The sequence below is a fragment of the Lentzea sp. NPDC004782 genome (assembly GCF_040609115.1).
In the GTDB taxonomy this organism is placed as follows: Bacteria; Actinomycetota; Actinomycetes; order Mycobacteriales; family Pseudonocardiaceae; genus Lentzea.
The window spans coordinates 23,718-36,816 of the sequence record NZ_JBEXJN010000055.1 but is presented as its reverse complement, the minus strand read 5'-3'; the positions used below and the strand labels follow the sequence as shown (position 1 = coordinate 36,816).

Below are 13,099 nucleotides of genomic sequence, written 5' to 3'. Positions count from 1 at the left end.
TGCCCTGTGGCGAATCCGGACGAGGCCAAGAACGAGGTTCGTCACCGCGTCTGGGATCTGCTCGCCGAACACCGCGCTGCTCCGCCGGACGTGCACGGCTCGATCCCGAACTTCGAGGGTGCCGAGCTGGCCGCGCAGAGGCTCGCCGAGCTTCCAGCCTGGAAGCAGGCGCGCGTGGTGAAGGCGGTACCGGACAAGCCGCAGGCTCCGGTCAGAGTGCTCGGTCTCCAGCAAGGCAAGCTGCTGTACGTGGCGGTGCCCAAGATCGCGTCCGCGAAGCCGTTCTACGAACTCGACCCCGAGAAGTTGCCTGTTTCGCCTGAGGAAGCGGCGATACCGAAGAAGGCCGCGTTGTTCGCGAGGACCGTCGACACGGACGAGATGCCGAAGATCGATCTGCTCGTCTGCGGAACGGTCGCGGTGAACCGTCGGGGTGTGAGGCTGGGCAAGGGCGCGGGATACGCCGACATCGAAGTCGCCTTGCTGCAGGAGGCCGGGCTGATCAGTGCGGCGACGACGATCGTCACGACGGTCCACGACCTCCAGGTCGTCGATGGCGATCTCCCGGAGACCAGCCACGACTTCTCCGTCGACGTGATCGTCACCCCGACCCAGGTTATCGAGTGCGGACCGCCTCGACGACCGGCGGGGATCCAGTGGTCAGAGCTGGACTCGGCGAAGATCGCCGCCATTCCTGCCCTTGCCACGCGGGCGGCTCGGCGCCCGGCGTCTGATCTCTGATCACCTGATCGGCTCACTCAGGGGGCAACGCGACCGCAGCTGGTCGCAGACCGTGCGGTCATGGTGATGACTCATCCGCTGGTTGATCGACTTCAGCGGCAGACAGGCGAACCTCGTTCAGGTTCTCTGGCTTGGAGGGCCTCCAAGAACTACGCAGGTAGTACGGCGGAGTTCGAGAAGTGAGGGGAAGACGGTGGGGGCTCAATTCGACCTGCGGGCGCGGGTGACGTTCGCGTGGCTTGAATTGACTGGGAAATGCCAGCTGCGGTGTGATCACTGCTATGCCGACTCCGGTCCGGCTGGTTCGCACGGCGCGATGACGGCCGAGGACTGGGAGAGGTCGATCGACCAACTCGCCGATCTCGGCACGAGGATGGTTCAGTTCATCGGAGGTGAGCCGACGCTGCACCACGCGCTGCCAGGGCTCATCCATCACGCTCTTGACCGCGGGCTGGCAGTCGAGGTGTTCACGAATCTGGTGCACGTCCGTCCCGGGCTGTGGGAGATCTTCTCGCGGTCCGGCGTTCAGCTCGCCACCAGCTACTACTCCGATGACGTCGAGCAGCATGAGCGGATCACACGAGGCCGACGCAGCTACGAGCGCACAAGGCAGAACCTCGTCGAAGCCATCCGACGCTCGATCCCGGTGCGGGTAGGCGTGATCGATGTCGGCGAGGGACAGCGCGTCGAGGAGGCGGTGGCCCAGTTGAAGGGTCTCGACATCGGGGGCGAGGTGCGGGTCGACCGTCTGCGGCAGGTCGGCCGCGGTGTCCGGGACCGGCGTCCTGACCTGGGTGAACTGTGTGGGCAGTGCGGTGACGGTAGGGTCGCGATCGCACCGGACGGGTCGGTGTGGCCGTGCGTGTTCTCCCGGTGGTTGCCGGTGGGCAACGTGCGGGAGGAGTCGCTCGCCGACATCCTGACGGGATCGAGGATGACGGAGACCGCGGCAGTGCTCGCGACGGAGTTCGCCCGGCGACCTGCCAACCCGTGCGTGCCCAAGATGTGTGATCCGCAGTGCGGGCCGAGCTGCAGCCCGGCGTGTCGACCGGCCGGCAACTGCACACCTACGGGAGCCTGCGCTCCGGACTACGACTGATCGAGGGAACCTTTCGCTCATGCTCGCCCGCCGCGCGTACATCCCTGACGAGCTGCTGCCTCGTGGCTCACGCAGGACATGGCCGCTTGACGTGCCGTGCGTCGCCCAGCTGGCGGACGAGGGGATGACGTTCGAGCGGCCGGTGACCTTCCTGGTCGGCGAGAACGGCTCCGGGAAGTCCACGCTGGTGGAGGCCTTCGCCGAGGCGTGGGGGCTGGACGCGCAGGGTGGGCGGGCTGGGCGGAAGTACGTCAACGACCGGCCGAAGTCCGCGCTGGGCGAGATGGTGCGGTTCGAGACCACCGCAGCCGGTGCCCGGCACCGGAGCGGTCCGCGGACCAAGCGCAAGGGCTACTTCCTGCGCGCGGAGACCGCGTTCGGGTTCATGAACGCGGTCAGCGGCATGCGCGGCTATTGGGACGAGGACACCAGCGAGATGAGCCACGGCGAGGGGTTCCTCACCGTGTTCGCCGCGATGTTCCGCGAGCCGGGCTTCTACCTGATGGACGAGCCCGAGGCGGCGCTGTCGTTCCAGTCCTGTCTGCGGTTGATGCACCTGATGTACGAGCTCGGCAAGTCAGGTGCGCAGATCATCTGCGCGACGCACTCGCCGATCCTGGCGTCCACACCGGACGCGGACATCATCGAAGTGGGGGAGCACGGTTTCCGCCGGTCCAAGTGGGAGGATCTGGCGCTGGTCGACCACTGGCGCCGGTACATGGCCACGCCCGAGGCCTACCTGCGCCACGTCACCGAGGAGTAGCGGTGCACGAAGACCTCAGCGACGCCGACGCCCAGTTCCGCGAATGGATGCGCGAGAACCTGCGGCGAGCCGCGGCGCACTTCGGGCTCGAACTCGCCGCCGAGCCCCAGCTCGGCTGGATGGACCGTTCGATCGGCGCGCTCGCCGGCCGCGGTGGGGAGCAGTTCTGGTTGCGGGTCGTGTCCGAGAACAAACGGTGGATCGGCGGCAACTTCTGGACCGGCAACCTCGACGCCAACGTCTTTACCGGCCTGGCCAAACCGCGTGTGCTGGACATCTACGAGTGGGAGGAGAGCCGGCAACAGCGCGCCGAGGTCCTCACCTTGCTGCCAGGCTCGCCGTGCTCTCAGACTGACGCGCTCCGCGAGCCAATCGACCTACCCGACGCGTGGTGGGGCGAACTCCGTCGCACGGTCAACGCCGTGGCCTCCATGCCCACAGAACGCGTCAATGCCGACGAGGAGTTGGTCGTCAGCCGGATCCGTCAGCGATTCGGGAACGCCGCGGATCCTGCCGTCGCTCAGTGGGAAACCGTGCACGGCGACCTGCACTGGGCGAACCTCATGCGGCCGAGCTTCGGCCTGCTCGACTGGGAGTGGTGGGGGCGCGGTCTGGCGGGCACAGACGCCGCGACCTTGCTCTGCTACAGCCTCCTCGTGCCGGAAGTGGTCGAGCGGATCCGTTCCATCTTCGCCGATGTCCTTGAGTGTGAGTCAGGGCGGCTTGCTCAGCTCTACGTCGTCGCCAGGCTCTTCCGCCGGATGGACAAGGGTGATCACCCAGACCTCGCTGGGGCGCTCTCTGCCCACGCCGAAACGCTTCTGTGAAGCGTCCTGGCTGTGACGCAAACACCCGATCGGGCCACCTCTGCATGCTGCGGCATCTCCGCAGGCGAGACGTAGTAGCTGCGTGATTCGTGCTAGGTCGCTGCGCGATTGATGAGCTGGTCTGAACTGTGCTGGGGCAGTTGGCTGATTGTGCCAGGCACAACAGATCCCAGCTACAGCAAGGAATTCCCATGCCGCAGAGAATCTCCACGGCTCGCGGCCGCGAGTTCGGCGAAGGAGTGCGGGCGGCGATCAACGCCTCCGGCATGACCGCGCGACGGGTTGCTGAGCTCGTCGGCTGGCAGGAAGCGAAGCTGTCGGATTTCCTCAACGGCAAGATTGGATGTTCGAGGACAGAACTCGCGCTTCTGCTGGGCATCTGCCGCACGCCCGTTGAGGAACGCGACCGGCTGTTGAAGCTCGTGCCCGAGACGCACGTCCAAGGTTGGTGGCAGCAGCACGGCTCGTGCGCGCCCGCACGGCTTCGCACGCTCATCCAGAACGTTGTGGCGGCGAAGACCTTGACGACATGGAACCCCCATGGGCTTCCAGTGTTTCTGCAGTCGGCGGAGTACCTGCGTGCGGTGATCGAGGCGTCTCCGAACGTGCCGGACGTCGAGATGGACCGACGTGTCAAAGCCGCTCAGGAGTTGCAGGAGCTGCTGTTCGGCCGTGGCCTGCGGTGCACGTTCTTCCTCCACGAGCAGGCGCTGCAGCTGCCGGTCGGGGGTCACGAGGTTCACGTCGGCCAGGTGCATCACCTGTTGCTGATGGCGGTCCGCAGGAACGTCACGATCAGGATCTTGCCGACAGTGGTCGGTGCGCACGCGGGCATGAGCGGGGCGTTCACCCGGCTGACCTTCCCGGCGTACGAGCCGCTGGTCTTCCTGGAACACCAGAGCTCCACGCTCATCGAAGAGCAGAAAGCAGCGGTCGAGGCCTACCAGGAGGTTGTCCACTCGCTCGACCGGGTGAGCTTGGACGCCGAACAGTCGAAAACGGTGCTACGTCAGCTTGGCGAGCGGTTGTCCGCTGCCGACCTCTCGGGGCCTGCACGGCTGCTGCCAGGTGCACTGGCTGGTGGGGTGTCCTTTACTGACAATCACAGGTTGTGAGGGCCTGTCTGCCTTTCGAGTGCGGCAGGCGGCTCGCTGGTGCTGCCGATCAGAGCACCGCGCTGAGCTTCAGGAGCTGGGCGGTCGCCCCGCCCAGCTCGAACTCGGCCCGCTTCGCCGCCGTGAAGTACCGGTGCACCTCGTGGCTCATGTCGATGCCGGTACCGCCGTGAACGTGCACGGCCGTGTGCGCCACACGGTGCCCGGCATCAGCGGCCCAGAACTTCGCCGTCGCCACCTCGGCGTCCGCGTCCAGGCCTTCGGAGAGCCGCCAGGCCGCCTGCCACAGCGTCAACCGGATCGCCGCCACGTCGATGTACGCGTCAGCGAGCCGTTGCGCCACGGCCTGGAAGCTGCCGATCGGCCGGTCGAACTGCACGCGGGTGCGCGCGTACTCGGCCGTGAGCTCCAACGCGCGTTCGGTCACGCCGAGCTGGAAAGCGCACAGCCCCACCGTGTAGCGCGTGCTGAGCCACTCGGGCGTGAGCCCCTCGATCAGCCGGCCGCCGGAGAACTCGAACGTGCCCGCTTCGGTGCCGTCGACCAGTTCCTGCGCGGTGACGTCGAGCTGGCCGGCCTCGACGAGGAAGACCTGGCCGTGGTGCGCCACCAGGAACGCCGAGGCCGTCGTCGCGAACGGGACCGTCGTCTTCGCGCCGTTCTGGTCCTCGGCGAGGGCCACCGAGAGCACGGTTCCGGGTTGTGGGGTGTCGAACTGCGCCAGCGCCTGCTGGGCGAGCACGGTCGGCAGGTACGGGACGGCCGCGACGGCACGGCCCAGCTCGACCTGGACCGCGCAGTGCTCCAGGACGCCGAACTCGGCCGGGTCCTCCGGGACGACGCCCGACTTGACCAGGTCGGCCCACGGCGAGTCGGACGAGTCGAGGATCTTGCGGGTCAGCGCGGCCAGTTCCCGTTGTGTCTCGGTCAGCGTGAAGTCCACTTCAGCTCTCCCTCACCGCGGCACGGCGGGCAGCCCGAGGCCTGCCCGCGCGATGATGTCCCGCTGGATCTCGTTGGTGCCGCCGCCGAACGTCAGGATCAGCGACGACCGGTGCATGCGCTCCACCCGGCCGTGCAGCAACGCCCCCGGCGATCCGGTGCGGACGATTCCGTTGGCGCCCAGCACTTCCATCAGCAGCCGGTAGCCCTCGGTCGCGAACTCGGTGCCGAACACCTTGGTGGCCGAGGCTTCCGCGGGCGAGGGCGCCTCGTCGCCACCGGAGGCGATCCGCCAGTTGATCAGCTTGAGGAACTCGGTCTTCGCGTGCACGCGGGCGAGGTGCAACCGCACCCACTCCTGTTGCAGCGCACCGGTTTCCTCCGCCCATTGTCGAACCTCGCGCAACGCCGTCTGCAGGGGCGCGGCCGAGCACAGGGCGACGCGTTCGTGGTTGAGCTGGTTGGTGATGAGCTTCCAGCCCTTGTGCTCCTCGCCGATCAGGTTCGCGGCCGGCACGCGGACGTTGTCGTAGAAGGTGGCGCTGGTGGTCGGCCCGGACATCGTCGGCACCGGCGTCCAGGAGAAACCGGACGCGGTGGTCGGCACGATGATGATGCTCAGACCCCGGTGCCGCTGCGACTCCTGATCGGTGCGGCACGCCAGCCACACGTAGTCCGCGTACTGGATGAGGCTGGTCCACATCTTCTGGCCGTTGACCACGTAGTCGGACCCGTCGCGCACCGCCCGAGTGCGCAGCGCGGCCAGGTCGGTGCCCGCTTCCGGCTCGGAGTAACCGATCGCGAAGTGGATCTCCCCGGAGGCGATTTTCGGGAGGTAGAAGGCCTTTTGCTCGGGCGTGCCGAACGCCATGATGGTCGGCCCGATCGAGTTCAGCGTCAGGAACGGCACCGGTGCGCCGGCGGCGGAGGCCTCGTCCAGGAAGATCAACTGCTCGATCATCGGCCGGTCGCGGCCGCCGTACTCCTCTGGCCAGCCGATGGTGAGCCATCCGTCTTTGCCCATCTGGCGGACGGTGTCCTTGTACACCTCGGCGTCGCCGTAGTCGCTGCTGCCGGCGAGTCGCTCCCGGCGTTCCGGCGTCATGAGCGCGGCGAAGTACGCCCGCAGCTCCTGGCGCAACTGCTCCTGTTCGGGCGTGAAACCGATGCGCATGGCCGCTACTCTAGAACAAGTTCTACTTGATGTCAGGAGGTTGCGATGAAGGTCGAGGTCGACCCGGCCGTGTGTGAGGCGCACGGCGAGTGCGTGTCGATCCTGCCCGAGGTTTTCGACCTCGATGACGATGAGGTGCTGCAGATCCGGGAGGGTGAGCTGGCCGCGGACGAGGTGGCGCGCGCCGAACGTGCCGTCGCGTCGTGCCCGATGGGCGCGCTGCGGCTCTCACGCTGATGGACCTTGTCAAGAACAGGAACAGATTCTAGTGTCCGACGGGTAGTTCGGCCGTGAGCTCAGCGAGGAGTGATACCGGTGAAGGCTGCCGTGCTCAACCAGGTAGGCGACGACAAGCTCGAGCTCCGGGACGACGTGACGACCACCGCGCCGGGGCCGCAGGAAGTCAAGATCAAGATCAGGGCGTGCGGGGTGTGCCACAGCGATCTGTCCGCCATGGACGGAACGCTGCCCGCGCTCGCACCCGGTGTCATCGGGCACGAAGGCGCCGGTGAGGTGGTCGAGATCGGCAGTGCCGTGACGTCACTGGCGGTGGGCGACCACGTGGCGATCACGTTCGTACCGCCGTGCGGGAAGTGCGCGCAGTGCGTGACCGGTCAGGCGCATTTGTGCCTCGTGCACACCATTTCCGCCTTCACGTCACCGAGGTTCGTGGTCGGCGGCAACCCCGCGTTCGGCTACGCGGGCCTGGGCGCGTTCGCCGAGGAGATGGTCGTTCCGGCCGATGCCGCGATGAAGATCGACGACGACGTGCCGTGGGAGATCGCGGCGCTGCTGTCGTGCGGCATCCTGACCGGCGTCGGTGCCGTGCTGAACACCGCGAAGGTCGAAGCGGGCTCCAGCGTCGCGGTGATCGGCTGCGGCGGTGTCGGGATCGCGGTGATCCAGGGCGCGCGGCTCGCCGCCGCGGCGCGGATCGTGGCCGTGGACCCGGTCGTCGAGAAGCACGAGGTGGCGCAGCGGTTCGGGGCGACGCACGCGACGACACCCGACGGCATCGCGGATCTGAACAACCAACTCAACTTCGGCATGGGCTTCGACTACGTCTTCGACGTGGTCGGCATTCCGGCGACGATCCGGCAGGCGTGGGACCTGACCCGCCGCGGTGGCCACACGGTCGTCGTCGGCGCCGGCCGGGCGGACGCGATGGTGTCGTTCAGCGCGCAGGAGCTGTTCCTGCACGACAAGACGTTGCACGGGTCGTTCTACGGGACGGCGAACTTCCGCCGGGACGTGCCGCGCATGATCGCGCTGTGGCGGCAGGGCCGGCTCGACCTCGAAGGCATGATCAGCAAGCGGATCCGCCTCGAGGACGTCAACGAGGGTCTGCAGGCCCTGCGCGGCGGTGGATCCCTGATCCGCCAGGTCGTTCTCTTCGACTGACACATTCCTTTGGGGAGTCTCAAGTGGACCTTGCGGGGAAGGTCGCCGTCGTCACCGGCGCGGGTGCCGGGCTCGGCCGGGCCGAAGCGCTGGAGCTCGCGAGAGCCGGCGCGTCGCTCGTGCTGAACGACCTGCCGGGCTCGGCGCAGGCCGTCGCGGCCGAGATCGAGGAGCTCGGCGCGAAGTGCGTGGTGGTCGAGGGTGACGTGGGGGAGCGGAGCACCGCCGACGCCCTCGTCACCGCGGCACTGGAGCAGTTCGGCGGGCTGCACGTGGTCGTGAACAACGCCGGCGTGCTGCGCGACCGGATGCTGTTCAACATGTCCGACGAGGACTGGGACCTCGTGGTCAAGGTCCACCTGCGCGGTCACTTCCTGTTGTCGCGCAACGCGGTCTCGCTGTGGCGGCAGCAGTCGAAGTCCGCCGGTGAGCCGGTCTACGGCCGGATCGTCAACACCGCGTCCGAGGCGTTCCTGCTCGGGTCGGAAGGTCAGGCGAACTACGCCGCGGCGAAGGCCGGGATCGCCGCGCTGACGGTCGCCACCGCGCGCGGCACGTCGCGTTACGGCGTTCGTGCCAACGCGATCTGCCCGCGTGCCCGCACCGGCATGACCGCGCACGTGTTCGGTGAGGCACCGGAAGGCGACGACTCGCTGGCACCCGAACACGTCGCGAAGTTCGTGGCGCACCTGGCAGGCCCGTCCGGCGACAAGATCAACGGACAGGTCTTCGTCGTGCACGGCGGCATGGTCGCGCTGATGGCGCCGCCCACCGTCGAGCGGAAGTTCGACGCGCTGAGCGAACTCGACGGCTACTTCGCCGACCGCGATCCGCAGAAGACGTTCTCGTGTACCGAAACGATGGCCCTGTAGGAGGAGTTGTGACGCTCACCGTCCAACCGCATCGCGAGACGCTGGGCCTGAAGGACGGCCGGCTCCTCATCGGCGGCGAGTTCCGCGAGACGGACGAGACCTGGACCCACCACCACCCCGCGACCGGCGAGGAGATCGGTCACTTCGCCGTCGCGTCGGCCGCGGACGTCGACGCCGCGGTCAAGGCCGCGCGCAAGGCGTTCGACGAGGGCACGTGGGGACGGTCGAGGGCGGCCGACCGCATCAGGGTCCTGCGGAAGTACAGCGACCTGCTCCGGGAGCACTCCGACGAGCTGCGCGGCCTGCAGGCGCTGGACAACGGCGTACCGCTGTCGTTCGGGCAGATCTACGCCACGTCGGTCGGCATCGCCGCCGACATCTTCGACCACCACGCGGGCTGGATCGACAAGGTCGGCGGCCAGACCCTGCCGCCGTACCAGGGCGGTGACCACCTGGCGATGACGTTCCGCGAACCGGTCGGCGTCGTCGCGGCGATCCTGCCGTGGAACGCGCCGTTCGTGCTGTTCGCGCAGAAGCTGGCGCCCGCACTCGCCGCCGGGTGCACGGTCGTGGTGAAACCCTCGGAGTACGCGTCGTTCTGCGTGATCCGCATGGTCGAGCTGCTGCTCGAGGCGGGCCTGCCCGAGGGCGCGATCAACCTGGTCACCGGCCCCGGCGACCCGACCGGCGAAGCGCTGATCACCCACCCCGGCGTCGACAAGATCAGCTTCACCGGCAGCCGCGCGGTCGGCCGCCGGATCGTCGAGGCCTCCGCGGGCACGATGAAGCGCGTTTCCCTGGAACTGGGCGGAAAATCGCCCGCCATCGTGTTCGCGGACGCGCCGAACGTCGGCCTCGCCGCGATGACCTGCATGGGCATGGTCACGATGGGGCTCTCCGGCCAGGCCTGCGTCGCGCACACGCGGGCGCTGGTCGCACGGGAGGTGCAGGACGAGTTCGTCAACATGGCGTCGATGCTCGCGAGCGCCGTGACGTTCGGCGACCCGTTCGACCCGGCCGTGCTCGCCAGCCCGTTGATCAACTCCAAGCAGCTCGACCGCGTGCTCGGCTACATCGAGCGCGGCCAGGAGGACGGCGCACGCCTGGTGACCGGCGGCACCCGGCTCGAAGGCGACCTGGCGTCCGGGAACTTCGTCGCCCCCACGATCTTCGCCGACGCGAGCAACGACATGACCATCGCCCGTGACGAGATCTTCGGTCCGGTGCTCACGGTGGTGCCGTTCGACGACGAAGAAGAAGCGATCCGGCTCGCCAACGACACCGAGTACGGCCTGGGCGCGGGCGTCTACACGAACGACGTCCGGCGCGCGTTCCGCGTGTCGAAGAGGCTGCGCGTGGGCATGGTCGGCGTCAACGGTTTCCAGCTCGAACCGCACGTGCCGTTCGGCGGCTACAAGCAGTCCGGTCTGGGCCGCGAGGGCGGGCAGAGCGCCTACGAGGCCTACACCGAGCTCAAGACCGTGATGATGCCGCTGACCGACGAGCTGATGTAGATGCGACTCGACGGGAAGGTCGCCCTGATCACCGGCGCGGCGCGTGGTCAGGGCGCGGCGGCGGCGCGCCGGTTCGTCGCCGAGGGCGCACGGGTGATGATCACGGACGTGCTCGACGACCAGGGCAAGGAACTGGCCGCCGAGCTGGGTGCGGAGTACTGCCACCTCGACGTCTCGAACGAGGACGAGTGGGCGGAGGCGGTCGCGTTCACGGTCAGCACGTTCGGCGACATCACGGTTCTCGTGAACAACGCGGGCGTTCTGCACTTCTCGGCGCTGGCGGACACCGCACTCGCCGACTACCAGCGGGTGATCGGCATCAACCAGGTCGGCACGTTCCTCGGCATGCGCGCCGTCGTGGAGCCGATGACGCGCGCCGGTGGTGGTTCCATCGTGAACGTGTCCTCTGTGGAGGGTCTGGGCGGCATGCCGTACCTGGTCGCCTACACGGCGAGCAAGTTCGCCATCCGCGGTATGACGAAGGTGGCCGCGATGGAGCTCGGCCAGCACGGGATCCGGGTCAACTCGGTGCATCCGGGCGCGATCGACACGCCGATGATCGGTGAGGCGCTGGGCCGTCCGATCGACATCTCCCCGATCGGCAAGAAGGTGGCGCTGCGGCGGGTCGGCCAGCCCGACGACGTCGCGAACGTCGTGCTGTTCCTCGCCAGTGACGACAGCGCGTACTGCACCGGCGCCGAGTTCGTCGTGGACGGAGGGGCGACCGCCACGCACGCGCTGAGCTGATCGGGTGAGCGACGAGTTGGCCACCAGTTGTCATTGATTCGGCCGGACGTCTCCGGAAGCCTGTGCCGATGGCCACGGTGGTGGTGCTGACCGCGTTGGAACTCGAGTACCGGGCGGTGCGTGATCGGCTCGCGCACGTCCGAGTCCAGCGCCACCGCGCCGGTACCTGGTTCGAGGTCGGCGATCTGGCCGACGGCACGGGCGAGATCGCTGTCGCGATCACGGGCAAGGGCAATCCCGGTGCCGCGGTGCTGGCCGAGCGGGCGATCGCGATGTTCGGGCCACGCGCACTGTTGTTCGTCGGCGTCGGCGGTGCGCTGAACGAGGACATCGGCCTCGGCGATGTCGTTGTGGCGACGAAGGTCTACGGCTACCACGGTGGTGCGGAAGGCGACGACGGGTTCGGGGCACGGCCGGAGGCCTGGCAGGCACCGCACGAACTGGAGCAGATCGCCCGGCACGTCGCCAGAGCGGGCACCTGGGCGACGCAGGTGCACTTCAAACCGGTCGCGGCCGGGGAGGTCGTGCTCAACTCGAGGGAGACGCCGCTCGCCCGCCAGTTGCGCCGCAACTACAACGACGCCGTGGCGGTCGAGATGGAAAGCGCCGGGGTGTCCCAGGCGGGCCATCTGAACCGGTCGCTGCCCGTGCTGACCGTTCGCGGCATCAGCGACAAGGCGGACGGGGCGACCTACGCCGACGACACCGGCTGGCAGGCCGTCGCCGCCGAACGCGCGGTGAAGTTCGGTCTCGCCGTCGCCGCGGAGGTGCTGGGCCAGGAGCCGAAGCCCGATGCCGCCGGGGCCCGAGTGCGTCGGAGAACGGGACGGATCTGGTTCGCGGCCGCACTGGTCGCCGTTCTCGTGGTCGCCGGAACCTGGCTCTATCTCAACGTGCTGTCGATCCCCGTGACCCGTGAACCGGGTGGCACGACCGGTGACCAGCCGTTCATGGCTTCGGTGGGGACCGACCGGGCGGGAGTCACCGCGCCGTCGGACACCGGTGGCGCGTTCGCCGGCAACCAGCCGGGGCTGTACGGCGGGACGCGCAGCGAGTCGTCCTGCGATCCCGGGAAGATGGTGCAGTTCCTCCAGCAGCATCCGGACAAGGCGGTGGCCTGGGCGGGCGTGGCGGGCATCCGGCCGGAGCAGATCCCCGAGTTCGTCTCGCGGTTGACGCCTGCCGTCCTGCGCTCCGACACCTACGTCACCAACCACGGGTTCGGCGACGGCAAGGCGACGCCCGTGCCCGCCGTGCTCCAGGCCGGCACGGCGGTGCTCGTGGACCGGCGTGGCCTGCCGGTCGCGAAGTGCTTCTGCGGCAACCCGTTGAGCCCACCGGTCGAGAACCGGATCCGCCGCTACACGGGGCCGAGCTGGCCGGGCTTCTCCGCGGGCGGCGTGACGGTCGTGCGGGCGGCGAAGGCCGAGATCACGACCTTCACCATGGTCGACCCGAAGACGAACACGGCGTTCGACCGGCCCGCCGGGACGACCGGACCGCAGGACCGCGACGCGGTGCTCCCACCGGCCCCCGGCGCCGCCGTGATCACGGGCAAGTGGAAGAACGAGCACGCGGTCATGATCGTCGAGGAGGACGCGGGGCAGCTCGTCTTCCACTGGGTCGTCGTCGCGACCCCGCAGAACCTCGGGGTCGGCACGGGCTTCAGACAGGAGGCGTGCACGGTACCGGCCGCCAAGGTCGGGGTGGGTCAGGTCCAGCTCGCGTGCACCAACGACGGTTCCGGCTCCTACGGCATCGGACTGGACGTCTCCGACAGTGATCACGTCACGGTGAGGGACGATCCGCAGAACTTCTTCATGCTGCTCGGAGGCCCGTACGTGCGGTGCCCGAGCTCCGACGCCTGCCGCACGGGCTGAGCTGATCGCTGTTGCGAAGCAACC

General features: G+C 68.3%; 13 protein-coding genes. 11 read left to right on the top strand and 2 right to left on the bottom strand.

The window, feature by feature from the left end:
• The first annotated feature begins 6 nt into the window (after positions 1-6).
• From ABZV40_RS36585 to ABZV40_RS36565, 5 genes are all read left to right on the top strand, one after another.
• Positions 7-741 (top strand): 5-formyltetrahydrofolate cyclo-ligase, encoded by a 735-nt coding sequence (locus ABZV40_RS36585; protein WP_355452516.1) that lies wholly within the window; start codon positions 7-9, stop codon positions 739-741.
• 193 nt (positions 742-934) lie between these two features.
• Positions 935-1,840: a radical SAM/SPASM domain-containing protein gene (locus ABZV40_RS36580; RefSeq protein WP_355452513.1), complete on the top strand. Its 906-nt coding sequence runs from the start codon at positions 935-937 to the stop codon at positions 1,838-1,840.
• Positions 1,841-1,859: 19 nt separating this feature from the next.
• Entirely contained in the window at positions 1,860-2,603 is a 744-nt protein-coding gene (locus tag ABZV40_RS36575) for an AAA family ATPase (RefSeq protein WP_355452510.1), read from the top strand.
• A 2-nt stretch (positions 2,604-2,605) separates the two neighbouring features.
• Positions 2,606-3,430: an aminoglycoside phosphotransferase gene (locus ABZV40_RS36570; protein WP_355452507.1), complete on the top strand. Its 825-nt coding sequence runs from the start codon at positions 2,606-2,608 to the stop codon at positions 3,428-3,430.
• Positions 3,431-3,621: 191 nt separating this feature from the next.
• The gene (locus tag ABZV40_RS36565; RefSeq protein ID WP_355452504.1) at positions 3,622-4,545 is read left to right on the top strand and encodes a helix-turn-helix transcriptional regulator; all 924 of its coding nucleotides are present in this window, start codon (positions 3,622-3,624) and stop codon (positions 4,543-4,545) included.
• Between the two features lie 49 nt (positions 4,546-4,594).
• On the opposite strand, the gene ABZV40_RS36560 is transcribed toward ABZV40_RS36565, so the two are convergent.
• On the bottom strand, positions 4,595-5,488 hold the full coding sequence (locus tag ABZV40_RS36560; protein ID WP_355452501.1) for an acyl-CoA dehydrogenase: 894 nt from the start codon (positions 5,486-5,488) through the stop codon (positions 4,595-4,597).
• Between the two features lie 12 nt (positions 5,489-5,500).
• Complete coding sequence (locus ABZV40_RS36555; RefSeq protein WP_355452498.1) at positions 5,501-6,661, bottom strand: acyl-CoA dehydrogenase family protein; 1,161 nt, start codon at positions 6,659-6,661, stop codon at positions 5,501-5,503.
• 45 nt (positions 6,662-6,706) lie between these two features.
• Between ABZV40_RS36555 and ABZV40_RS36550 the strand changes: the two genes are divergently transcribed.
• The 6 genes from ABZV40_RS36550 (at position 6,707) to ABZV40_RS36525 (ending at position 13,075) form a co-directional block, all read left to right on the top strand.
• Positions 6,707-6,898 carry a ferredoxin gene (locus tag ABZV40_RS36550; RefSeq protein ID WP_355452496.1) on the top strand — a complete coding sequence of 64 codons (192 nt, stop codon included), beginning with the start codon at positions 6,707-6,709 and terminating at the stop codon, positions 6,896-6,898.
• A gap of 78 nt (positions 6,899-6,976) precedes the next feature.
• Complete coding sequence (locus ABZV40_RS36545; protein WP_355452493.1) at positions 6,977-8,062, top strand: Zn-dependent alcohol dehydrogenase; 1,086 nt, start codon at positions 6,977-6,979, stop codon at positions 8,060-8,062.
• Between the two features lie 23 nt (positions 8,063-8,085).
• Complete coding sequence (locus ABZV40_RS36540) at positions 8,086-8,934, top strand: 3-oxoacyl-ACP reductase (RefSeq protein WP_355452490.1); 849 nt, start codon at positions 8,086-8,088, stop codon at positions 8,932-8,934.
• An 8-nt stretch (positions 8,935-8,942) separates the two neighbouring features.
• Positions 8,943-10,448 carry an aldehyde dehydrogenase family protein gene (locus ABZV40_RS36535; RefSeq protein WP_355452488.1) on the top strand — a complete coding sequence of 502 codons (1,506 nt, stop codon included), beginning with the start codon at positions 8,943-8,945 and terminating at the stop codon, positions 10,446-10,448.
• Complete coding sequence (locus tag ABZV40_RS36530) at positions 10,449-11,195, top strand: glucose 1-dehydrogenase (RefSeq protein ID WP_355452485.1); 747 nt, start codon at positions 10,449-10,451, stop codon at positions 11,193-11,195.
• A 68-nt stretch (positions 11,196-11,263) separates the two neighbouring features.
• Positions 11,264-13,075 carry a 5'-methylthioadenosine/S-adenosylhomocysteine nucleosidase gene (locus ABZV40_RS36525; RefSeq protein WP_355452482.1) on the top strand — a complete coding sequence of 604 codons (1,812 nt, stop codon included), beginning with the start codon at positions 11,264-11,266 and terminating at the stop codon, positions 13,073-13,075.
• Positions 13,076-13,099: the final 24 nt, after the last annotated feature.